The following is a 22,593-nucleotide window of genomic DNA, read 5'->3' as shown; positions in this document are numbered from 1 at the left end:
GGCCTAACCGCCTGGGAAAGCGGACCGGGCATGATCCTTGCTCCTGGACTTCGGCAGCCATCCGCCTCGCGCGATGCTGGATGGGGTATGAACCTGGCGGGATATTAAGATGCGGATTGCCTGCGTTCATCAGGGCTACGAACTCTATGGCTCCGACCGAAGCTTCGCGGAAAGCGTCGCAGCCCTGCGCGCCGCGTTTCCGTCCGCCGACATCGAAGTCGTGCTGCCGCGCAGCGGGCCGATCGTGCAGATCCTCGAACCGCATGCCAGCCGGATCGTCTTCGAGCCGCTCTGGGTGTTGCGGCGCCAAGCCATCCTGCGCCTCGCGACCGTCGAGATGGCGCGCCTGCCGCTGGCCCTATGGCGGGCATGGCGACGTCTGAGGCAATGCGATCTGGTCTATGTCAACACCTCGATCGTGGCCGACTATGCACTGGCCGCCCGCCTGCTGCCTCAGAAGGCTGTCCTGCATATCCACGAGATCCCCGAAGGTTTCATGCGCACGATCCTGGTCGCCTTGATGCGCTGGAGCCATGCCGACCTGATCTTCAATTCACGCGCCACGCGCGCCGCTTTCGGCATTGCCGGACGTTCACGCACGCATGTGGTCTATAATGGCGTTGCCGGCCCGCCGGCGGCCGAGCCGATGCACTATGACGGCAGCCGGCCGTTGCGGGTGCTGCTGCTCGGCCGCATCAACAGGATCAAGGGCCAGGAGGTGCTGCTCGAGGCGGTCGCCTCGATGCCGCCGGAATTGCGCTCGCGCATCGAAGTGCGGCTGGTGGGCGGCGCTTTCGAAAGCACCGAGCGCGAACTGGCCTTGGCCGAGCTGGTGAACACCATGGGATTGGCCGATCGCGTCAGCGTGCTGCCGTTCATACCGGACCCCTCGCAACACTACCACTGGGCCGACATCGTCACCGTTCCGTCGCGGCGCCCGGAATCGCTGGGCCGCGTCGCCATCGAGGCGATGGCCTATGGTCGGCCGCCACTGGTATCGGCGATCGGCGGGCTGGTCGAGGTGGTCAGCGACGGGGAGACCGGCTGGCATGTTCCGCCGAACAACGCCGCCGCCCTTGCCGCGAAATTGCAGGCGATCATCCTGCGGCCCGAGGCCTGGCGCGGTTTTATTGCCGCCGGCCGTGCGCGCTACGAGACAGTCTTCAGCGAACCGGTCGCAGCGGCCGCGATCGCGGCGATCGCCGCCGACAAGCTGAAAGTGACGATGGCGAGGCCGGGCAGGCCGGCAACCGCCCGCCAGGCGGAGACCCGGCCGTGAAATTCCCGGTCCATCTGCTGCGACGCCTCGTGCTGATGGTCGGCGGCGAGGCGATGCAGAGCGGCTTTCACTTTGCCCTCAACATCGCGCTGCTGCACATACTGTCGGCGCAAGGTTACGGTCTCTTCGCCATCGGCATGGTGATGGGCGGCGTCGGCCTGTCGTACATCCGCTCGCTCACTGCCGTCCCCGCCTCGATATGGATGGGCAAGAGCACCAACAGTGCCGGCGTCGATGCCCATGACGTGGCCTTCGGAACAGCGGCTTTGGTAGTGTCGCTGCTGATGGCGGTCGGCACGGCGATCCTGATGCATCTGCTGGGCGATCCGAGCGGCATCGCCGCGGGCTGCTTCGTCGGCGCATGGTCGCTGCGCAGCCACATGCGCACGGCATTGTTCGCTCGGCGCCAGCAGGTGAGCGTCTCCATCAGCGACGCCGCTTTCACGATTACCGGCATCATCCTGACCGGACTGACCATGTGGTTGGCGAAGGACGCGCTGCAAACCGTGTTTTATGCGCTTGCGGCCGCAAATCTGCTCGGCATCGTCGTCCTGGTTCGGCTGGCGCGCCGCACACCTCGCATCAGCTTCCGCATGCCGACGCGCCGCCGCTATACAAGGCTCTGGCCGCAGCTGCGCTGGTCGGCGTTCAGCGCGACCACCACGAACATCCAGGGTCAATGCCTGGCCCTGCTGGTCGCGGGCATTGCCGGACCCGCCGCTTACGCGCCGCTGGCGGCGGTCCTCGTGCTGTTTGCCCCACTGCGCATCATCAGCCTTGCTCTCTTCAACATGACGCAGCCGGAGCTGGCGAAGCTGATGCGCAATAACGAAACAAGCCGTGTCTGGGCGCAAGCGAAGATCTGGTCGCTGGTCATGGGGATCGGTGGCCTCGTCTATGGATGTGCCATCCTATTCGTCCTGCCGATGATAAAATCCCAGGCCCTCCAGGATGCCTCGGTCGGATTCATCGGACTTTTCGTGATCGCGAATTTCATCCCGGTCATGCTTTATGTCATGCCTCGCATCATCCTTGAGATCCTCGGCGATTTCCGGACCGTCGCGTTCATCACGACCGGTGGCGCAATAATCGGGCTGACGCTGATCGCAATCCTGCTGGCAATCGCGCCTCCGCCGTGGTCGCTGTTGGGTTCCGCGGTCTCCGAAATCTTCGTCCTTGCCGCATCATGGTATTTCGCGCGTCACCGCATATGGAACATCGAGCACCCGGACCAGCGGCGCGACAGCTGGTTGGGCGGGTGGCGGCGGTCGGTCCCGTTCGCCCCGGTAAAACGGTAGCAGAGACCGGTGGCAGGCGAGGCAGTGAGGGTGTAACGGACGCACGCGGCGGGAAGGCCCCGTTTGTCGTCGGCGTCGTCTCACGAATGGCCCCGACGTGGCACGACCAATCGGTGCAATTTCTGAGTGTCCATCAACGCACCGTTCATGCTTTGATGCTAGCGATCGACCTGAGCGCAAGTGCCCAACGTCTCACCGGGCCTCATGGCAGGTCGACGAGCTGGGCACGCGGGCAAAGGTTCGACTAGTTCGGCCATCGGCCGGTAGGCGAAAGCAACGAACATAATGGCGCCAAAGGTCTGGTCCTGACCGAACTTTGCCGTGGTTTAGGATGCGTGGGTATCGCAAGCGCTGCCATTGGTCCGCAACCATGGCTTTCGTGCGCTCCAACGCACGGCTGCCCGGGGCGGTCCTGAGTTGGCGGGGTTTACACTGCTTGCGTGGACGATGTTTATGGCCGGCCGGGAGGACAGGAGAAGCATGTGGCAAGCCACGGGAACGGCTCCCAAGACGGATCTATCCGACGGGTTATTGTCCCCGACTGCCGCCAGCGCCGGTACAGCCGCGCGCTTCAAAGCCCGGCTGCACACCAGCCTCGACACTGTAAAGCCGCTCTGGCTGCGATTTCAGGCCGATGGCGTGTGCACCGCGCATCAGCATTATGCGTGGGTCGAGGGGATCGCCAAACGGCTGATGCCCAAAGGCGCGGAACTGCTTGTCGTCGAGGTCAACGACGCCGCCACGGGCGCGCCGGTCATGCTTTTGCCGCTGATGCGGCGCCGGGCGCTGGGCCACTCCGTGATCGAATGGCTGAGCTGCGGCGTCTGCGATTATTCGGCACCGCTGCTGGCGGATGACAGGGCATGGACCAGGCAAGGCGCCGACGCCGCATGGGCGGCAGTCCGCGCCGTGCTGCCACCGGCGGATCGCATCCATATCTTGGGAATCCCGCAACAGATCCAACGAGTCGCCAATCCTTTGGCGCTGCTTTCGGCGGCGCACGATTCCCTCCAGATCACCTCCGGCCTTGTCCTGCACGGCGAACCGGAAACGCTCATCAAGCGCATCTGCAGGCCCTCCTTCGCCAAGAGCTTTCACAAGCATTGCCGCCGCCTCGAAAAGCTCGGTGGCCTGAGCCTGGTCGAGGCCGACACGCCGGCGCTTACGGAAACGCTCTTTGACACGCTCCTTGAACTGCGACTGAAGCGGTTTCGCGAGCTCGGCCGTTTCGACCTCTTGACGCAGGAACCCGTCGTCGACTTCTACCGAGTTGCCGCGCTGCATGGCCTTTCCGACGGCTCGGTGCGCATCTTCGGACTACGCGGAGGGGAAGCCTGGCTCGCCGTCATCTATGTACTGGTCAGGAAAGGCACGCTCCATACCCTGTTGCTCGGGATCGACCAGAATGCCGTCGCCCCGCCGGGACTGACGACATTTGGCAAGCTGATGATGTGGGGGCGCGGGCACGGGTTCGACTATTTCGACCTTTCGGTCGGCAGCCAGGGCTATAAGGAGCATATCGGCGCCGCCAGTTCGGTGCTGGCCGAACTGTGCCAGTCGATGACGCTGCGGGGATGGGGCGCCACCGCCTATATTTCGCTGCGCTGCCGGATCGAGCTTTTCATTCGCTCCAAACCGCGGCTGCTCAAGGCGGGCCAAGGCCTGGTGCGCGGCCTGCGCCGCTTGCGCTGACAGGCAACCGAGCCGATCCGCAATGAACCGTAAAACGTACAGCATCGATTTGCAGGACCGGTCGAGAGGACGCATTGCAAGGGCGCTGCGGTTCGTCCGGCAGCAAGGACTCCTCGAACCGTTCCGGCTCGTGCGGCGGCATGGCCTCGGTGACAGCGGCCGCTTCGTCGCACGCAACATCCGCCATCTCGTTGCCGACCGGCTGGCGCGCCGGTGGGATCGCGACAATGGCGTCGATACGGCGGGTTCGATCCGGCTCGACGCGCTCGATGTCGTCGGACCGCACCGGGACCAGGGCAATGAATGCGTCTGCACGTCGCCTAGATCCTTCGCCTTCATCATGGACAGGCTGACGGACGATCTCGCAGACTACACCTTCATCGACATCGGTTCGGGCAAGTCGCGCACGCTCCTGCTGGCCTCGCACTATCCATTCGCCGCGATTGTCGGTGTGGAGTTCGCGCGGGAGCTCGTCGCAATCGCCCGGCGCAACATCGAGCGATATAAGAGCCCGGCCCAGAAATGCCGCCAGATTGCGGTCATCGAAGCGGATGCCGCGACGTATGAGTTCCCGCCGACGCCGCTGCTGGTCTATTTCTACAATCCCTTTTCCAGGGACGTGTTCGAAATCGTGCTGGGCAATCTCATGTCGTCGCTGGAACGGCACCCGCGGCCCTGCCTCGTCGTTTACGGCAGTTCGAGCCACAGGGCCATCGAATGGGCGAAGCCCGCCATCCACGATGCTGGGTCTTTCCAGCAACGCGTGACGCCGCCCATGCCGCGTTTCCTCGACGCGGTGCGGACCATCGATTACGCGATCTTCGACTACCGGCCGTCATAAAGAGCGATTTTGTCAGCGCCGGCGGCCGGCCGGGTTCAGCAGCCGTCTCGTCAGCACCCGCCATGCCGTCAGCGGCAGCTCGATCAGCCCCGGCAGCAGATCGTTTGAGGCGAACGCCGCCCAGGATCGAACCGTCGCGAAGGAGTTGACATAGGCCGCGATGCCAAGCCTGCCGCCCAGCATCAGCGTCACGGATGAAACAGCGTCGCGGGCCAGATACATCCATGCCGTTCCCGGGCGAGCGGTAGCGGCTGCGGTGGCCCGGCCGTTCACTGTCTCCCACAGCATCGCCCCCAGGTCGACGCCGGCAGGCGCGCAAAGTCCGAACCACGACCAGGGGCGCGGATTGACGTCGAGAAGCCTGAGCGTGCCGTCGCGACAATCGTGCTTGAATTCGACCTCGACCAGGCCGCTATGGCCGATCGACGACAGCAATGTGCGCGCGGCAGCGACGGCGCGGGGCTCGTCGACGATCTCGACGAAGGTGCTGGTATAGCCGAAGTCGACCGGATACTGCCGCGAGCGGCGCGCGGTGAACTCCGCGATCGGCTTGCCCTCGTTCCAGAGCGCGGCGTAAGAGAATTGGCTTTCTCCCCCGCCCGGCACGCGCTCCTGCACGACGACGTTTTGGCCGCCGATCTGTTCGGCCGCGTCGCGATAGGCGGCAAGAAATGAGGCCCTGTCGTCGGCCTGGACGACCTTGGCCCTGGCGATGCGGGTGTTGCCGCCGCCCATGTGAGGCTTGAGAACGACCGGAAAAACCATGTCCAGGGATGAGGCCTGCGCCATGGACGCGATGTCATAGGTCCTTGGAATGGACAGCCGCAACTCGGTTGCCCGCCTGTAGAGGAACGGCTTGTCGCAGACCCACTGCAACGCATCCCAGGAAGGCAGCAAGATCTTATAGATCGCCGACAGGGCGGCGAGGTTTTCCGAGACCAGGCGAACCTCTGGATCGGCGGCCGGGATCAGGAGGCATCCCTCCAGCCGGTGTTTACGCGCCGCTTCCAGCAGAAACGGCAGCGCCCGCTCATCGTTTGGGCCGGGCCAGCGGATGGTGGCTCCGACAAATCGCGACCAGCCCGGCAGCGGCGAATCATTGGTGATGTAGGTGAGGGGCACTTTTTGCGCGCCGAGGCTGCGCGCCAGGGCAAGCGTGCCGTGCGCGCCCCCAAGAAACACTGCGCCTGACGTCGCCAAGCCTACATCCTCACATGCTGTCCGGCACGGCCGGTTGCCCAGCTCTTCCGCTTTGACAGGCGAGAGCCCCGCCTGATCGCGCTGATACATGGCGGGGCCCGCGATGCTCAACGCGGCTTCGGGCCGGCGGGAACCGAGGCTTCGCCCAGTCTCACGGTGGAGCGCCGTGCGTTCTGCCCCTTGCTTCTGGCAGTGCGTATGAAACGGGTGACGGCCTGCGCCGCATACGGGGTGGCGGCGGTGAAACGCATTAACGGGCCAAAACTCGCGACCGCGCTGGCGCCGACAAAATGCAGGCCGGGAATGTTCGATTCCAGTCCCGTGGAAAGGACAGGCGATCCGTCACGGCAGGCTATCGCATCGAGGAAATCGGGGGCGAAGAGCCCGAGCTTGCCGATGTCTATGCGATAGCCGGTCGCGAGAAGGACGTGATCGTAAGCGGTCGAGCCGTTCTCGAACCGCAAGTCTATTCCGGAGTTGCTGGCGGAGGCGCCGACGATCACGCGGCCGGCCTTGACCTCGATGCCGCCGAAGTCCGGCAGCAGCCAGCCCGACGCGCCGGCCCTGAGGCCACGCGCATTGACCCAGCGTCGTGCCGCCGCCGGCAAACCATGCACGAGACCCGGCGCCTCGATCAGCCAGGACAACGGGAAGGGGCCGACGCGCGAGGGCGACGCCAGGAGTTCCTCGGCGGCGCCTAGCACATTGCGGCCCCGGCTGCTGGACGGCGCGCCCAGCCAATGGATGTCGCCTCGGCAGACGAGTTCGACATCGGCTCCCGCCTTTCTCAGCAGGACGGCGGATTCGCAGGCGCTTTGTCCGCGCCCGACGACGGCGACATGCTTGCCGGCAAAGGCTTCGAATCCGGTGTGCGCGCTGGTATGGCTGACCAATTCGGAGGGCAGGCCGGTGAAGGCGGCGGGCACCAGTTCCTGGTTCTTCAGGCCCATGGCGACGATGACGCGGCCGGCGCGCACCACATCGCCGTCGGCAAGGATCAGCCGGAATCCCGCATTGGTCCGTTCGACACGGCTCACCATGCGCGTGTCGAGATCCGGAACCGCCTGAGCCTGAACCCACATTCCATAGTCGACGAAATCTTGCCGCAGCAATGGCTCGCGCAATTGGACGCGCTGGCCGCTGGCGTAGGAATCGAGGGAGAGCGGGCCGTTCGGGTTGCCGATAAAGGTTGCGCGCCAGGGCGAGCGAAGCCGCATGCCCCGAGGCATGTTCTCGCGCCAAAAGCCCATCGGGCTGCCAAAGGCAAGCACGTCTACATCAGCTGCCCTGAGCGCCGTGGCGACGCCAAGTCCGAAAGGTCCGGCGCCGACAACAGCCACTTCACAGTCATTGCTTCGCACGGAAGCGGTCATGAGCCTTGTTCTCCTGGATGGCCGCGCCATCCCCGCGCCGCTCTGACGCATTGGCGCCGCGGCCGGAGCCCGCCTATTCCTAGGCGCGCCGAGGTTAACAATGCGGAAAGCAGAAGCGCCGAGCCGCCTCGGCGCATATGCCAAACAAGATGTCATACTGTTCCAGCCCACAGGTTCGCGGACATAATCGAGCCAATGCCGTCGGCTATGCTTGCGTCTTGCAGGGAAGCCGCCGCGGCGAGGAAATTGACACCCGCGCCGCTCTCCGCCATCCTTGGGGCCAGTCGCCGGACCGCGAAGAGCGGTCGAGTTCCGTGTCAGGGCGACCGAGGGCGAAGCGCATGTCCAGTGCCGTGAACAGCCAGAACTCCAAGCGTGCCGCGGTGCGCAAGGCGCTCGACCGCCACAAGGTCTACATCACCGCGCAGAGTTTTTCAGGCGGCACCTATAGGGCGCGCGTGCTGGTCGATGGCGAGGCCTACTGGGTCGACGAATTCCGCTTGAGCCAGCTGCGGCAGGGCCTGTCGCCCGCTGAGCTCGAACTGACGCCGGCGGCCGACGATTGAGCGTGGTGACTGGTTGGCAGCGACGTTTCGGCTAGTCACCCTGATACATGCCGCATCGGACCGTTCGAGCAGGCATGGCGCTCTGTTGTTGCAATTGGCTGGCTTGCGACGGTCGATGCCATGACGACGCCCTCCAAGCTCAAACCTTACCGCGCCAAGCGCGAATTCTCGAAGACGCCGGAACCGGCGGGTGGGTTGATCGCCGAGGAGGGCAACCGCTTCGTCGTCCACAAGCACCATGCCACGGCGGACCACTACGATCTGCGCCTGGAGGTCGGCGGCGTGCTGAAGAGCTGGGCGGTGCCGCGCGGACCCTCGCTCAATCCGGCCGACAAAAGGCTGGCGGTCGAGACCGAGGACCATCCGCTCGAATATATCGACTTCGAGGGCGTCATTCCCGAAGGCGAGTATGGCGGCGGGCCGATGATCGTCTGGGACACGGGCAGCTGGGCGCCGATGGACGATGTCGAGAAGAGCTTGCGCACCGGCGCCTTCAAGTTCCGGCTGGCCGGGAAAAAGCTCAATGGCGGCTGGATGTTGACCAGGCTGAAGCCGAAGCCCGGCGAAGAGGAGGGCAAGAAGAATTGGCTTCTGTTCAAGGAGCGCGATCTCGCTTCCAATCCCACGCTCGACATCCTCGAAGAGCGGCCGGAGAGCGTGAAATCCGGCCGCCGTATCGAGGAGCTGGTGGCGCCGCCGCCGGCCAAGGCTGCGCCAAGGCCCGGTACGCTGAAGCCCGGCGCCTTGCCCGGCGCGGTCAAGACCTCGCCCGCCGCCCGCATAGAGCCGCAACTGGCGACACAGGTGCCGAAACCGCCGGGCGGTGACGATCCTGGCGACCGCACCGGCGAGTCCTGGCTGCACGAGATCAAGTTCGACGGCTACCGCACCATGGCGCATCTGACAGGTGGCGAGGTCAGGCTGATCACCCGCGGCGGCATCGACTGGACCAAGCGTTATGGCGATCTGCCGCATGCCTTCGCCAAGCTGCCGTGCCGGGAGGCCATCATCGACGGCGAGATCGTCGTGCTCGACGGCAAGGGCATTTCCCGTTTCGCGCTTCTGCAGGACGCGCTGGCGGAGGGCGCCGGCAGCAAGCTGCATTTCTACGCCTTCGATCTCCTGCATCTCGACGGCTGGGATTTGCGCAAGGCGCCGCTGGAAAGGCGCAAGGCGCTGCTGGCCGAACTGCTCGCCGGCCTCGGCGCCAACTCCGCGATCCAGTACAGCGATCACGTGGGCGGCGACGGGCAGGGGCTTTACGACCAGGCCTCGGAGCTTGGCCTGGAAGGCGTCGTCTCTAAGCGCGCAACCGCGACCTACCAGAGCGGCCGCACGAAGAGCTGGACCAAGACCAAGGCGCTGCAAACCGGCGATTTCGTCATCGCCGGCTACACGGTTTCGGATGCAGCCGAGGGGCTGGCGGCGCTTGGCCTTGCCGAATTCGAGGACGGCGAGCTTCACTATCGCGGCAAGGTCGGCACCGGCTTCGACGCCGAGACCGCGGCCGATCTTCTGGCCCGGCTGGAGCCGCTCACATCAGGCGCCATGGCGCCCGAAGGCGCGCCGCGCGAAATCATGCGCGAGATGCATTGGGTGAAGCCGCTGTTTTCAGCCCATATCCATTACGCCAACCGCACGGCGGACAATGCTCTGCGCCATGCGGTGTTTCGCGGCCTCAGGGATGTCGGCCTCTCGACGCCGGTTTCGGCCAAGCGCAAGCGGCTGATCGCGGAGGCTGACCTCGCCACGATCTGGGTAACCAACCCGACCAGGCGCCTGTTCGGCAAGACCGGGCCGACCAAGCTCGACATCGCCGTCTACTACGCGCTGGTCGGGGATTTCATGCTGCCGCATATTCTAGGGCGTCCAGTGTCGCTGGTGCGCTGCCCGACCGGCCTGCCGAAGGACTGCTTCTTCCAGCGCCATGCCTTCACCGGCATGCCGCCTTCGGTTGCCACCTTCGAGGCGACCAATTCCGAGGGTGAGACCAAATCCTACCTCTCGGTCGAGGGCGCAAAGGGCTATCTGGCGCTGGCGCAGTTCGGCGTGGTCGAGTTCCACACCTGGGGTACGCATCGCACCAGCCTCGACAGGCCCGACCAAATCGTCTTCGATCTCGATCCGGGCGAAGGGATCTCCTGGCGCGAAGTGGTGGAGGCCGCCGTGCACATCAAGGGCGAACTGGAGGAGCTGGGGCTGGTGCCCTTCGCCAAAACCTCGGGCGGCAAGGGCATCCATATCACCGTGCCGGTGACCGCCAGGCAGAACTGGAAGACGCTGCACCAGGCGACCAGCGCTATTTCCACGCATCTGGCGGCAAGCGCGCCTGACACCTTCACCACCACAATGGGCAAGGACAACCGCAAGAAGCGCATCTTCATCGACTATCACCGCAACGCGCGCGGCCACACCTCCGCCGCACCCTATTCGCTGCGCGCCCGCACCAACCTGCCGGCCTCGACGCCGGTGAGCTGGGCGGATCTGGAGACGATCGACGCGCCGCAGGACCTGAACTATGCGTCGCTGCCGGGACTCTTGGAAACGTCGGGCGATCCGTGGGCTGAGATCGACGAGTTTGCTCGGGATTTGCCCACGTTCAAATAAATTGGTTTCCTCTCCCCCGCTTCGCGGGGGCGAGGAAACCCAAGTCCATCGACGCTTTTGACAATTTGAATTATTCTCTACTCGCGGCCCTTTCGGCGTCCTAAAACATTTCGTCAGGATTTGCCGGTAAGGTGCGGGGTCGGTGTAGGATTTGCGCAGCCTTGTTCGTCCTTCGGACGAAAGCGCTGCGAAAAGTTTCAGTGCATGGCCGCGTAGGAGTTCATCATGGCGCCCAGGGCAAGTTGGAAAGGTTACCTCAAGCTCAGTCTGGTGAGCTGTCCGGTGCGGCTATACCCCGCCACCAGCGCCAGCGAGCGCATCTCGTTCAACCAGTTGCACAAGAAGACCCACAACCGCATCAACATGAAGCCGGTCGATCCGGAACTCGGATTGGTCGAGCGTTCGGACCTGGTCAAGGGCTACGAGTACGAGGACAAGCAGTACATCATCATCGACGATAGCGACCTCGACGCGGTGCGCATCGAATCCAACCACACGATGAACATCGAGGCCTTCGTCGACGAGGACGAGGTCGACGTCATCTACCAGGATGCGCCCTATTACATGGCGCCGGACGGCGCGATGGCGGAGGAGACTTTCGCCGTGCTGCGCGAAGCCATGCGCAAATCCGGCAAGTTGGCGATCGCCCGGCTGGTCCTGTCCAGCCGCGAGCGCGTGGTGACGATCGGCGCGCGCGAAAACGGCATGTTCGTGTGTACGTTGAGGAACCCGAACGAAGTGCGCGGCACGGCTGAATATTTCGGCAACATCCCTGCGGGCAACCCGGATCCTGAAATGCTGCAACTGGCCGAAGCGCTGATCAAGCAGAAGGAAACCACCTTCGATCCGAAGAACTACGAGGATCGCTATGAGATCGCGCTGATGGCGATGATCCGCGAGAAGCTGAAGGGCCACAAGCCCATCATCGCGGCGGCACCCGAGCGCGGCAACGTCATCAATTTGATGGATGCGCTGAAGGCGAGCCTGTCGCAGTCGAAGCCGCCGGCCAAGTCGAAGAGCAAGGCCGACGAGACGCCCGCCAAGCCCGCCAAAAAGACGGCTGTGGGCGGCGCTGCTGAAAATCCGCTGAAAGCCAACCTGCTGAAGGCGGTCGGCAAGAGCAAGAAGTGACGGCACCAGCCGGCGCGATATTCGGCACGATCGGCGCGCTGGCGGCGTTTCCGCTCAGGCTGGCGGCGCGCGAGGTCGCGCGCCAGCATGGCGAACTCAGGCGCGGTGTCATCCGGCGTACCACGCATGTCGTGTTCGGTCGCGGTCTGCTGGTCAAGGCCGGGCTGGTCAAAGCCGGGCTCACGAAGACCGGCGATGTCGAGGTCGAACGCCGCGTCGCCGCCGAGCGCGGCGCCGGGCGCACATTGCTCAGCGAGAACGGTTTTCTGCGCCTGCTCGGACTGATGAAGGCGCCTGAGGCCTCCTCGCTGTCGCGGCAATCGCTGATCGATCAGTCGCAGCTATCCGGCGCCGACCTCGATCTCTTGTCGCTGTTCGATGCCTTCGAACATGACTCGGAACCCTATTCCTTCCGCGACCTGATCCTGGCGCGCAAATATGCCGGGCTGGTCGCCGGCGGCGCGACATGGGGCGCGATCGCGCGCTCGGTGCATCGTTCCGGCCCGGTGGCTTCGCTCACCGCCAAGTCGCTCGCGGTCGGCTCGGCATCCGGGCGGCCCGATGCGATCTATCTGGATGGCGGCGAGAGCGAGCTCGACGGGCAATTGCTGTTCGATCTCGGCGCCTCCGACGACGATCCGCTGGAAGAGCTGTTCGCCGAGGCCGAAGCGGCGGAGGAGGGCGGCGACCATGATGGTGCCGCCGCGCTCTACCGGCGCTGCCTTGCCATCGATCCAGGCGACGCGATCGCAGCCTTCAACCGCGCCAACTGCCTGCGCGCCGGCGGCCACCCGGCGGAAGCGGCCCATGACTATGCGCGCGCGATCAAGCTCGATCCGGCTTTCGTCGAGGCCTGGTTCAATCTCGCCGGGCTGATGAGCGAGGAGGGCAAGACGGCGTCGGCGCGAAGGCACTTGTGGAAGGCGATCGCGCTCGACGGCAATTACGCCGATCCGGTTTTCAATCTCGCCCGGCTCGAATTCGACGCCGGCAATCTGCTGGAAGCGCGGCGGCTGTGGGCGCGGTATCTGGAGCTCGACGCGGAGTCGGAGTGGGCTGGAGTTGCGGCCAAGGGCGTGCAGTTCGTGGACATGCAGCTGGCGCGGACGGCGGGCTAAGGCTCTTTTCCTTCTCCCCTGTGGGAGAAGGTGGATCGGTGCGCAGCGCCGAGACGGTTGAGGGGTGCGTGTCGGAATGAGGCGTTTGCGTTCCCTGGAACACCCGTCATCCGACCGAGCTTCGCGAGACCACCCCCGGGGCGAGCCAACGGTCTCGCCGCCCTTCGGGTCCCACAAGGGGAGAAGGGGTCACCAACGCCGAGCCACGGGAGCCCTATTCCATGACCACCTTCCTCTTCGACGGCGACGACACAGCTCCCGTTACCATCCTGCTCGCGCATGGCGCCGGCGCGTCGATGGATTCTCCTTCGATGACCGCCACCGCCAAGGCGCTGGCGGCAGTAGGCTTTCAGGTCGCGCGGTTCGAGTTCCACTATATGGCGTCCCGCCGCTATGGCCACCGCAAGCCGCCGCCGCGCGCCGAGACAGTGAACCCGGAATACATCAAGGCGATCGCCGACCTCAGGGCGAGGGGCGTGACCGGGACGTTGATCATCGGCGGCAAATCGATGGGCGGTCGCGTCGCCTCGATGGTGGCGGACGAGATGTTCGCCAGGGGCGAAATCTCGGGCCTGCTTTGCCTCGGCTATCCCTTCCACCCGCCCGGCAAGCCCGAGCAGTTGCGGACCAAGCATCTGGCCGGGTTGACGATACCGACGCTGATCTTCCAGGGCACGCGCGACGAGTTCGGCACGCCCGACGAGGTTGCCGGCTATGGGCTCTCCGACAGCATCGAGATCGTATGGTTGGAGGATGGCGATCACGATCTGAAGCCGCGCAAGAGCATCTCGGGGTTTTCGACCGCCGATCATCTGAAGACGCTGGCCGAAACGGTGAAGGCTTGGACGGGCAAGCTCGTCTCTTGACCCGCCGATGAAAATCGCCTCCTTCAACATCAATAACGTCAACAGCCGACTGAAGAATCTGCTGACCTGGCTGGCGGCGGCAAGACCCGATGTCGTCTGCCTGCAGGAGTTGAAGGCGCGCGATATGCAGTTTCCGCGCACTGCCCTGGCCGATGCCGGCTACGGCGCGGTGTGGAAGGGGGAGCCGACCTGGAACGGCGTCGCCATACTGGCGCGGGGCGCCGAGCCGGTGCTGACGCGCGATGTGCTGCCCGGCGACGATGCCGACAGGCAGAGCCGCTACATCGAGGCGGCGGTGAACGGAATCGTCATCGGCTGCCTGTACGCGCCGAACGGCAACCCGCAGCCGGGGCCGAAATTTCAGTACAAACTCGCCTGGCACGCACGGTTGGCGGCGCATGCCGAACAGTTGCTCGACACCGGTCTGCCGGTGGTGCTGGCGGGCGACTACAACATCGTGCCCGAGCCGCGCGATATCTATGCCACGCGCTCCTACGACGATAACGCGCTGGTACAGCCGGAAAGCCGGGCAGCCTTTGCGGCGCTCATCGAGCAAGGCTGGACCGACGCACTGCGCAAGGTGTACCCCAAAGAGACGCTCTACACCTTCTGGGATTACCGGCGGAACCGCTGGCCGCGCGATGCGGGCTTGCGGCTCGACCATATCCTCCTGTCGAAGAAGCTCGCCCGCAAGCTCAAGGCTGCCGGCATCGACCGCGACGTGCGCGGTGAGGACGGCGCCAGCGACCACGCGCCGGTGTGGGTGGAGTTGCGGTGAGGGGCGGCGTTTGGCGAAGCAGAATGCCCGCTCTCTTTTTCTCCGCCCTTCGGCGACAGCGACCATACAGTATACGGCGCAGAGTAAAATACGGCTCCCTAGCAGTAGACAGTCATTCTGATGGAATTGCCGTGCTTTTGCGTCCGCAAAAGCTCCACTTTCGATTGGGCGAAACTCGTTGAAGAATCCGGAGCTTACCGCTAGCCTCGATCCGGGTGGTCGGAAGAGTGTACGTGGGGTGGAATGTTCGGGTCACTGGAAAAGCTCAAGCAACGGCTGTTGCGGCCGCCGCATGCCTATAGGCCGACGACAGAGTCATTCCCCGACATTGACGTCCAGCGCATTGCAACGGATATGCGGCTTGCGGAGAAAGGCGAGAAGCGGGGCAGGGAGAATCTGCCTCAAAGCGATGACCTACCTTACGATGCCGTTGAAAACGATATCATCGAATTGGTCGGAGCCGCCCAGAAACAATCCCATGATCATCTGGAGAACCAACTTGCGGGGTTCAGGCAGCGTCTCATCGACCTCGACTTTGAATCGCGCTTTGCCAATATAAAAGCGGCATCCACGGCTGGTCTCTCCGACTTGAAAGCCGAATTGCAGATGGGAATCGATGATCTGCATGGGCTGCGTCGCGATCTGAAGGAGGCAGAGTCCTGGCATCGTGATTTCAAGGATCAGAACGGGCTTCGCCGGCCCTGCAAGAAGACCACCGCCATCGGTACGACGTTGAAATGGCTCTTTGTGGTGGCGCTGGTGATGGCAGAGCTCGTCATCAATGGCGAACTGCTTGCAAAGCGAAACGAGCTCGGGCTGGTCGGCGGCATCGTCGAGGCGCTGATCTTCGCGATTCTCAATGTCGGCGTCGCGCTGATGTTCGCCCTCTATGGCGTGCGCGAGATCGCGCATCGCTCGATTTTCCGTAAGTTTGTCGGCATTCTCGCCATCGCGGCCTATATCGGCGCAGCGATTGCCATCAATCTTGGTCTGGCGCATTACCGCGAGGTTGCCGGAACGATCGCGACCAATGGCGACGAGGTGATGCGACGCTTGCTAAGCGCGCCATTCGCGCTGAACGAATTTCGCTCCTGGATACTCTTCTTCCTCGGTGTGATGTTTTCACTCTTTGCCCTGATCGATGGGCTCAGCATGCGTGACACTTATCCAGGCTACGCCACGGTTGATCACCGGCTTGACGAGGCGCGGGCAAATTATCGAAACAAGCGGCAAGGCCTGATCGGCGAGCTTTCCGATGTTCGCAGTGGTTATGAGGACGAACTCGCCGATGCGCGCGCCGACCTCAGCAAGCAGCGGACAGAACACGATGCGATCGTGGCCCATCGCTCTCGGTTGGTTGGGCTGTTCGACGCCCACCAAGCTCAGCTTGAACGTGCGGCAAACAGCCTGTTCCGAATCTACAGGGACGCCAATATCGCTGTACGCACGACACCCGCGCCGGAGCGCTTTTCGCGGCCATACCAACTCGGCCGCATCGGCGTCCAGTATTTCCGCGACGGGGAATGGAACAGCGACGAATTGCAAGCTTCCATCAAGGATGCGCAAGGCGACCTCGACAAGATGCTGGTCGCCTTGGGTGAACAGTTCGAGGCTGCGTTGAAGCAGTATCGCGAACTGGATGTGCTGGTGCCTGAAGCCCAATGAGCGGTCGACGGTCCCGGCGCTCGCCTTCCAACCTTGTCAACTGGGGCTGGATTATTCTATTCGCGCTCGGCCTCATTGCCGCCGCGATAGGCTTTACCTACGTCTATGTCTCGGCGCGCTCGCAACTCGTCGAACTTGACGATCGGCTTTGCCCGGTCGTCGGAGCTGCGTCGCAAACCATCATCCTGATCGATACCACGGATGCAATCGCTGACGTCACCAAACTGAACATCCAGACCCTGCTGCGCGATACCGCCTCCGGCATCCAGCGCGGTGGCTTGCTCGAGATCAGGGCCCTTACATCAGCGGTACCCTATACGAAAGAACTCTTCTCGCTGTGCAACCCCGGCAATGGCGGCGACCTCAGTGCTTTCACCGGCAATGCGGCGCTGGCGCGAGAGCGTTGGCAAGCGGGATTCGGCCAGCCGCTGCTGGTTGCGCTTGAAAAAGCGGTCGAGGCAAACAAGGCCGACAGCTCGCCGATCATGGCCGGCATTCAGTCGATAGCCGTCAGCCATCTGGTCGCCCAGAAAACGCGTGCGGTCCCCTCGCGGCTGATTGTCGTTTCGGACATGTTCGAGAATACCGAATTCTTCTCTCACTACCGCGGCGCCACAGATTTCGATGCCTTCAAAAAGTCGCCCGCGGCAAACCGCTTCGCTACGGATCTCGCTGGCAGCGATGTGTCGATCTGGCTCATACGCCGGGCGAAGTCGCCCGTCGACAGCGTCGCGTTGATGGCATTCTGGCAGCAGTGGATTGATTACAATCACGGCGTTTTCAGCTCTGCCAAGTCGTTGCAAGGAGTTGAAGGGTGAGGCGGCCGCGCGTGGCCAGCCGGCAGTTGGACGCTGCGGCGCCACTGGTCTTTATCGTTTTTACCGGCCTGGGCGCCGCCTACATCGTCGTGGCCAAATCACTTTCCGTGTCGGCATTCGTCGTTACCTTCGTGCCGATCGCGCTGATGATGGGCTACGCGGCGATGATCATGATCGCGCGCGGGCTCCGGCTGCGCGACGACCAAACCGGGGACAACTTCTACTATATGGGCTTCATCTTCACGCTCACCAGCCTCGCCGTTTCGCTTTACCAGTATGGAGGCGGTGGCGCAGTCGACGAGATCGTGCGCAATTTCGGCATCGCGGTTGCCTCCACCATCGCCGGCATTGCATTTCGCATCGTCTTCAATCAGCTCCGACGCGACCCCATGGAAGTGGAACGCGTGTCACGTCTCGAGCTCGCAGAAGCATCCCGCAAGGTGCGCCGGGAACTCGATGGCATCCTGAGCGAGATGAACCATTTCCAACGCTCCAACCAGCAGATGCTGCAAGAGGGCTATCACGAGATACGAACGCAAGTGGAAACCTCGGCGAAATCCCTGGTCCAGTCTCTGGACCTGCTCGCCAAGGAAGCTTCCGAGCACATCAGGGCATCCTCGCTGGCGATGCAGAGCGGAATAGACACCAAAGAGCTGCGGGGCGGCATCGACCAGACAGCCAAGGCAGTTCACGATATCAACGCCATCCTGACCAGCGCCAGCACGCAGATTGCGACCGCGACACAGATGATGGCCGACAAGCTCGCTGGCATGTCGACACCCGACAAGGTCATCGAGGTTCGGCTGGAGCCGGTCGTGGCCGGTTTGCAGCGGGCGATCGAAACCGCCATGAGCGATTTCTCTTCCCGTCTTGGCGATGTGGCGGAGCTTCGGCGCGGGCTGGAACAGTCCACGGCGGAAGCGCTTCGGGCCAGCGATGTGCTCGACAAACTTGCGGCGACATTTGAGGGTTATGATCGAGCGCCGACGCGGCAGGGTCTATTCAGACGGCTCTGGCGTGGCGGCTAAAGCGCGTTGCATGGTCAGTGTGGGACGATGTCGATGAAGATGCCTTCCTCGCTTATCGCCGAAGGGGAACGCGGCCATCGCCGAGGCGTGGTGCTTGGGCTCACAATGGCCGAGCTTCTCCTCCTTCTGCTTTTCTGCCTCCTTCTGGTCTCGGCCAGCATCGCACAGCGAAAAGATGAGAGGATCGCCGAGCTGCAGGCCTCCGCGAACCTGGACATCACGGTGGGCCAGCTTGCCGACATGCGTGCCGAACTGGCGCGCCTGCAGGCGCTGTTTCCAAAAGCGGCGCTTCCTTTGCCGCCAGCCAACTGGACCGAGCTCGTTGCGGCCAAAGCGGTGATCGACGGGCTTACGGAAAAGGGCATCGATGCCGCGCCGACGTCAGACCCGACGCTGCGGAAATTGCTGCTCGAAATCAGCGAAGCCAAGGCCGCCGACCCCCGTCTGCTGGACCGACTTGAAAAGACGCTCTCGGCCTCCAACGACAGGAGCGCGGACGCTGAATCGTCGATGCAGTGGCCGCCGATGATAACGTTGAGCGACGACGGCTATACATTTGAACGTGGCAGCGCTGCTCTCACCGACGCGTTCCGGGCTCGTTTGCAGACCAAGGTCACGGACGACGTTCTGTCTTTGCTGACACGCTACAAAGTCGATGTCGTCGAGATCGTCGGTCACACGGATGAGCAGAAAATCAATCCGGCCAAGCCGTCCAACCTCGATGCGGTTGCGATCTCGGCGATGAACGGAGCCAGCGCTATCAGCGATTTGACCCCGGCCGACAATGCGGGGCTGGGGCTCTCGCGCGCTATCGCGGTAGCGAACGCGCTGATCCAGACGGGACGGCTGGGCAGTGTGAAGATCATTCCGTTGTCAGCGGCACAGCTCGTAATGCCGGGAGACATTATCGCCGACGGCAGCCACGTTGGCGATGTTCGGGAACGCCGGCGTATCGAGATTCGGGTACGACGGTCCTCGGACGGCGGCACCAATTAACGCGGTGATCGCGCGATTCAGCCTGCTTGGCGGTATCGACAACGACGCCCTTGTTTTGACCGCAGCGCTTTTTCGCAATCGCGTGGCCTGGATTGCAAAGCCTTCGTCGCTTCGCTCCCGCTGCACCGAGGGATCGACGAACGGCGCCCAACTACCCCAGCCACCACCATAGCGCCGCGATCACCGCGATAACGGCCGCCACGCTTAGCGCCAGCATGATGTAGGAGCCCTTGATGATGTCGGCGATGATCTTCTTGATGGCCTCGCGGTCGTTGAGATTGGGGAAGGGCTCGTTCGGTTGCGCCACGTCGAGGAAGTGGCAGAGCGGGGCCCAGCCTTCGCTGACCTTGAACACCAGCAGCTTTTCCGGCGGCACCGCCGCCTTCACTTCCTCGACATATGCGTTGTAGCGCTCCACGGCCTTGGCGCGGTTGCCCATGACGCCGGCTAGCGTGCGGCCCCAGATCAGCCTGCGTGACATGTCGCCGAATTTCCGGCCGAACGGCGTCAGCCATTCCAGGATCTTGAACTGCCAGACATTCTCGGTGAAGTAGATCGTGTCGATGGTGCTCTCGTACCAGGCTTCCGCGCCGCGCGGGTGCAAGGTGAGCAGCACCTTGGCGTCGGGATAGGCGGCCATCAGTTCGCGCCACACGCAGCAGCCTGGATTGTCGACCGTCGCCTTGTAATTGCCGAATACCCGGCTCCAGTCTTGCTGCGTGCCGGGCGGGCTGTTGGCCACCTTGCGCCAGAAATCGAGATGGCCCTTGTTGGCCTTGTTCAGGATCACTTCCTGCATGTGGTAGCAGGGCAGGCCGAGCCTGTTCAGCGCGACGAAGGTCGACCATGTACCGGTGCGGCCGAAGCCGGCCCCGATCAGCGTGAGCGTCATTTGTTCCCTCGACCAAACCAAGGCCGCGTGCTCGCGCCCAAAAAGGACGCCGCGGCAACCCTAGGCATGCCCTGCGCGACAAGGACGCCGCGCCGCAGGATCGATTTGCTCGCTTGCATCGATCTGCTGGCAACACGTTGCGCCCCGGCCGGCATTTGCGCAACAGATTTCTATGGGTCCTGTGTGAGAGGACCGCTGTTGACGTCGGACGATGATAGAAGAAGACGCATTGCCGTCTTGGACGGCGCGGAGCGGATCGGCGCGATGTCCACGCCTCCAGGTGAGACGTTGCCGTCATCGACGCTTTCGCAAAATCAAACGGAGGGCGGGCAGCGCCGCTGCCCGCCCTCGCAGCTCACTCAGCCGCGAGCTTGTCCTGCGTGTTCGTGTCGAAATCGCTGGCGTCGTGACGTTCGTGCAGCTGCATCGCGGGTTCGCCGAAGGCGCGGTTCACCATGCGTCCGCGCTTGACCGCGGGGCGCTCGTCGATCGCCTTCGCCCAGCGCTGCACGTTCTTGTAATCCTGCACCGAAAGGAACTCGCCGGAATCATTGTACATGCGGCCGAGCGCCAGTCCGCCATACCAGGGCCAGACCGCCATGTCGGCGATCGAGTAGCCGGCGCCGGAAAGATATTCGGTTTCGGCCAGGCGGCGGTCGAGCACGTCGAGCTGGCGCTTGGTTTCCATGGCAAAGCGGTCGATGGCGTATTCGATCTTGGTCGGCGCGTACGCATAGAAATGACCGAAGCCGCCGCCGAGATAAGGGGCAGAGCCCATCTGCCAGAACAGCCAGGACAGGGTCTCGGCGCGCGCCGGCTGGTCGGTCGGCAGGAACTCGCCGAACTTTTCGGCGAGATAGGTGAGGATCGAACCGGACTCGAAGACGCGGATGGGCGTGGCGCCGCTGCGGTCCATCAGTGCGGGGATCTTAGAGTTCGGATTGACCTCGACGAAGCCGCTGCCGAACTGGTCGCCATCGTTGATCCTGATCAGCCAGGCGTCGTATTCGGCGCCCTTGTGGCCAAGCGCCAGCAGTTCCTCCAGCATGATCGTCACCTTGACGCCGTTCGGCGTCGCCAGCGAATAGAGCTGCAACGGGTGCTTGCCCACCGGCAGCACCTTGTCATGCGTCGGGCCGGCGATCGGGCGGTTGATGCTGGCGAAGGCGCCGCCGCTCGGCTTATTCCAGGTCCATACTTTCGGCGGAGTGTATTCGGTCATCGCAGGGCCTCGTATTGTGGGGAGAGACAGGTTGGAAGCGGGACTGGCAGTTGCACCTACAGCTAGGGCTGCAAACGGGAAAGTTCAACTTGCGTTGAACTATTGTCAATGACCATCCCTCTCATCTTCCCTTCGGGCTTCGAAAGGATGGAGGGGATGCCCCCCCTTGCGCCTTGGTTCGCGTGCCATACCTATAGGAACGTGACCCCCAAGCCCGTCCAGGACAAGAGCATGCCCATCAATCCCAACAGACGCTCCGTCGTGGCGGTGCGCGCCACCATTCCAGACGATGCCTTTACTGCCGGGGCATTAGGCACGCTGCGCGAAGGCAGCGGCGTCGTTATCCGCGACAATGGGTTGGTGCTGACCATCGGCTATCTCATTACCGAGGCGGAAGAGGTGTGGCTTACGACCCATGACGGCCGCGTCGTGCCGGCGCATGCGCTGGCCTACGACCAGGAATCGGGCTTTGGCCTGGTTCAGGCGCTGGCGCCGCTTGGCCTGCCGGCGGTGGCGCTGGGCGACGCCGGCAGAGCCAAAATCGGGGACAACGTGGTGCTCGCCGACGGCATCGGCCAGTCGGTTCAGGCCAGGATCGTCACCAAGCAGGAATTCGCCGGCTATTGGGAATACCTGCTCGAGGAAGCGATCTTCATTGCGCCGGCGCATCCTTCCTGGGGCGGCGCGGCGCTGTTCGATGCAAAGGGCGCGCTGCTCGGCGTCGGGTCGCTGCGCCTGCAGATGAGCCGCAACGGCGAGGTCGCCGATATCAACATGGTGGTGCCGATCGACCTGTTGCCGCCCATCCTCGACGATCTCCTGACGCGCGGCCAGGTGGCGCGGCCGCCACGGCCATGGCTCGGCGCCCTCTCGGCCGAAAGCGACGGCCGGGTGGTGGTGATGAGCGTGACCGAAGGCGGTCCGGCCGCCAAGGCGGGCCTGCGCGAGGGCGACGTCATCTCCGACATACGAGACGGCGCGGTCGACGGGCTGGCCGATTTCTATCGCAAACTATGGGAGAGCGGTTCGGCCGGGGCCGAGATCCCGATGCGGGTCCTGCGCGACGGCCGTGAAACCTGGCTGCGCGTCAAATCCGCCGATCGCGACAGTTTCCTGAAGAAGCCGCAGTTGCAGTGAGCGCGTTACCTTCTCGGCAGCAGAGAAGGAAAGCCTTCAGCCCAGTCCGAAAAGAAAAGCCGCCGTCGCTTGCGCGAGGGCGGCTT

Annotated in this window: 19 protein-coding genes; 15 read left to right on the top strand and 4 right to left on the bottom strand. The window is 63.7% G+C overall.

Annotated features, from left to right (window positions below; genetic code table 11):
* Positions 1 to 109 precede the first annotated feature (109 nt).
* From FJ867_RS16365 to FJ867_RS16350, 4 genes are all read left to right on the top strand, one after another.
* On the top strand, positions 110 to 1,279 hold the full coding sequence (locus FJ867_RS16365) for a glycosyltransferase (protein WP_140817929.1): 1,170 nt from the start codon (positions 110 to 112) through the stop codon (positions 1,277 to 1,279).
* A complete protein-coding gene (locus FJ867_RS16360; protein WP_181168374.1) occupies positions 1,276 to 2,577 on the top strand; it encodes a hypothetical protein in 1,302 nt (433 codons plus the stop codon). The genes FJ867_RS16365 and FJ867_RS16360 overlap by 4 nt, the downstream gene beginning before the upstream one ends.
* 480 nt (positions 2,578 to 3,057) lie before the next feature.
* On the top strand, positions 3,058 to 4,269 hold the full coding sequence (locus FJ867_RS16355; protein ID WP_140630568.1) for a GNAT family N-acetyltransferase: 1,212 nt from the start codon (positions 3,058 to 3,060) through the stop codon (positions 4,267 to 4,269).
* Between the two features lie 22 nt (positions 4,270 to 4,291).
* Positions 4,292 to 5,110 (top strand): class I SAM-dependent methyltransferase, encoded by an 819-nt coding sequence (locus tag FJ867_RS16350; RefSeq protein WP_140630571.1) that lies wholly within the window; start codon positions 4,292 to 4,294, stop codon positions 5,108 to 5,110.
* Positions 5,111 to 5,122: 12 nt separating this feature from the next.
* Here FJ867_RS16350 and FJ867_RS16345 read toward each other — a convergent pair whose 3' ends face one another.
* Together FJ867_RS16345 and FJ867_RS16340 are read right to left on the bottom strand one after the other, a co-directional pair.
* The gene (locus FJ867_RS16345; protein ID WP_140559830.1) at positions 5,123 to 6,310 is read right to left on the bottom strand and encodes an ATP-grasp domain-containing protein; all 1,188 of its coding nucleotides are present in this window, start codon (positions 6,308 to 6,310) and stop codon (positions 5,123 to 5,125) included.
* A gap of 107 nt (positions 6,311 to 6,417) precedes the next feature.
* On the bottom strand, positions 6,418 to 7,683 hold the full coding sequence (locus FJ867_RS16340; RefSeq protein WP_140739603.1) for an NAD(P)/FAD-dependent oxidoreductase: 1,266 nt from the start codon (positions 7,681 to 7,683) through the stop codon (positions 6,418 to 6,420).
* 341 nt (positions 7,684 to 8,024) lie between these two features.
* Here FJ867_RS16340 and FJ867_RS16335 point away from each other — a divergent pair, with 341 nt between their 5' ends.
* From FJ867_RS16335 to FJ867_RS16290, 10 genes are all read left to right on the top strand, one after another.
* Positions 8,025 to 8,249 (top strand): hypothetical protein, encoded by a 225-nt coding sequence (locus tag FJ867_RS16335; protein WP_140499061.1) that lies wholly within the window; start codon positions 8,025 to 8,027, stop codon positions 8,247 to 8,249.
* A gap of 120 nt (positions 8,250 to 8,369) precedes the next feature.
* Positions 8,370 to 10,856 (top strand): DNA ligase D, encoded by a 2,487-nt coding sequence (gene ligD / locus FJ867_RS16330; RefSeq protein ID WP_140817927.1) that lies wholly within the window; start codon positions 8,370 to 8,372, stop codon positions 10,854 to 10,856.
* Positions 10,857 to 11,081: 225 nt separating this feature from the next.
* On the top strand, positions 11,082 to 11,987 hold the full coding sequence (locus FJ867_RS16325) for a Ku protein (RefSeq protein ID WP_140556386.1): 906 nt from the start codon (positions 11,082 to 11,084) through the stop codon (positions 11,985 to 11,987).
* The gene (locus FJ867_RS16320; protein WP_140685666.1) at positions 11,984 to 13,105 is read left to right on the top strand and encodes a tetratricopeptide repeat protein; all 1,122 of its coding nucleotides are present in this window, start codon (positions 11,984 to 11,986) and stop codon (positions 13,103 to 13,105) included. Before FJ867_RS16325 ends, FJ867_RS16320 begins: the two co-directional genes overlap by 4 nt.
* A gap of 221 nt (positions 13,106 to 13,326) precedes the next feature.
* Positions 13,327 to 13,971, top strand: coding sequence for an alpha/beta family hydrolase (locus FJ867_RS16315; protein WP_140565353.1), 645 nt, complete (start codon positions 13,327 to 13,329; stop codon positions 13,969 to 13,971).
* A gap of 7 nt (positions 13,972 to 13,978) precedes the next feature.
* Positions 13,979 to 14,749, top strand: coding sequence for an exodeoxyribonuclease III (locus FJ867_RS16310; protein WP_140499052.1), 771 nt, complete (start codon positions 13,979 to 13,981; stop codon positions 14,747 to 14,749).
* A gap of 243 nt (positions 14,750 to 14,992) precedes the next feature.
* On the top strand, positions 14,993 to 16,414 hold the full coding sequence (locus FJ867_RS16305) for a hypothetical protein (protein ID WP_140499050.1): 1,422 nt from the start codon (positions 14,993 to 14,995) through the stop codon (positions 16,412 to 16,414).
* On the top strand, positions 16,411 to 17,232 hold the full coding sequence (locus FJ867_RS16300; protein ID WP_140499048.1) for a hypothetical protein: 822 nt from the start codon (positions 16,411 to 16,413) through the stop codon (positions 17,230 to 17,232). Before FJ867_RS16305 ends, FJ867_RS16300 begins: the two co-directional genes overlap by 4 nt.
* The gene (locus FJ867_RS16295) at positions 17,229 to 18,260 is read left to right on the top strand and encodes a hypothetical protein (RefSeq protein WP_140499046.1); all 1,032 of its coding nucleotides are present in this window, start codon (positions 17,229 to 17,231) and stop codon (positions 18,258 to 18,260) included. The genes FJ867_RS16300 and FJ867_RS16295 overlap by 4 nt, the downstream gene beginning before the upstream one ends.
* Before the next feature lie 33 nt (positions 18,261 to 18,293).
* Positions 18,294 to 19,256 carry a hypothetical protein gene (locus tag FJ867_RS16290; protein WP_181167220.1) on the top strand — a complete coding sequence of 321 codons (963 nt, stop codon included), beginning with the start codon at positions 18,294 to 18,296 and terminating at the stop codon, positions 19,254 to 19,256.
* A 151-nt stretch (positions 19,257 to 19,407) separates the two neighbouring features.
* On the opposite strand, the gene FJ867_RS16285 is transcribed toward FJ867_RS16290, so the two are convergent.
* Both FJ867_RS16285 and yghU read right to left on the bottom strand, forming a co-directional pair.
* Positions 19,408 to 20,148, bottom strand: coding sequence for a sulfotransferase family protein (locus FJ867_RS16285; RefSeq protein ID WP_140499042.1), 741 nt, complete (start codon positions 20,146 to 20,148; stop codon positions 19,408 to 19,410).
* A gap of 355 nt (positions 20,149 to 20,503) precedes the next feature.
* A complete protein-coding gene (gene yghU / locus FJ867_RS16280; protein ID WP_140499040.1) occupies positions 20,504 to 21,370 on the bottom strand; it encodes a glutathione-dependent disulfide-bond oxidoreductase in 867 nt (288 codons plus the stop codon).
* Between the two features lie 231 nt (positions 21,371 to 21,601).
* Between yghU and FJ867_RS16275 the strand changes: the two genes are divergently transcribed.
* Entirely contained in the window at positions 21,602 to 22,507 is a 906-nt protein-coding gene (locus tag FJ867_RS16275) for a S1C family serine protease (RefSeq protein WP_140622917.1), read from the top strand.
* Positions 22,508 to 22,593: the final 86 nt, after the last annotated feature.

Source organism: Mesorhizobium sp. B2-5-3, from assembly GCF_006441005.1.
Taxonomy (GTDB): Bacteria; Pseudomonadota; Alphaproteobacteria; order Rhizobiales; family Rhizobiaceae; genus Mesorhizobium.
The sequence above is the reverse complement of the archived record's forward strand: the minus strand, read 5'-3'. Positions and strand labels throughout refer to the sequence as shown.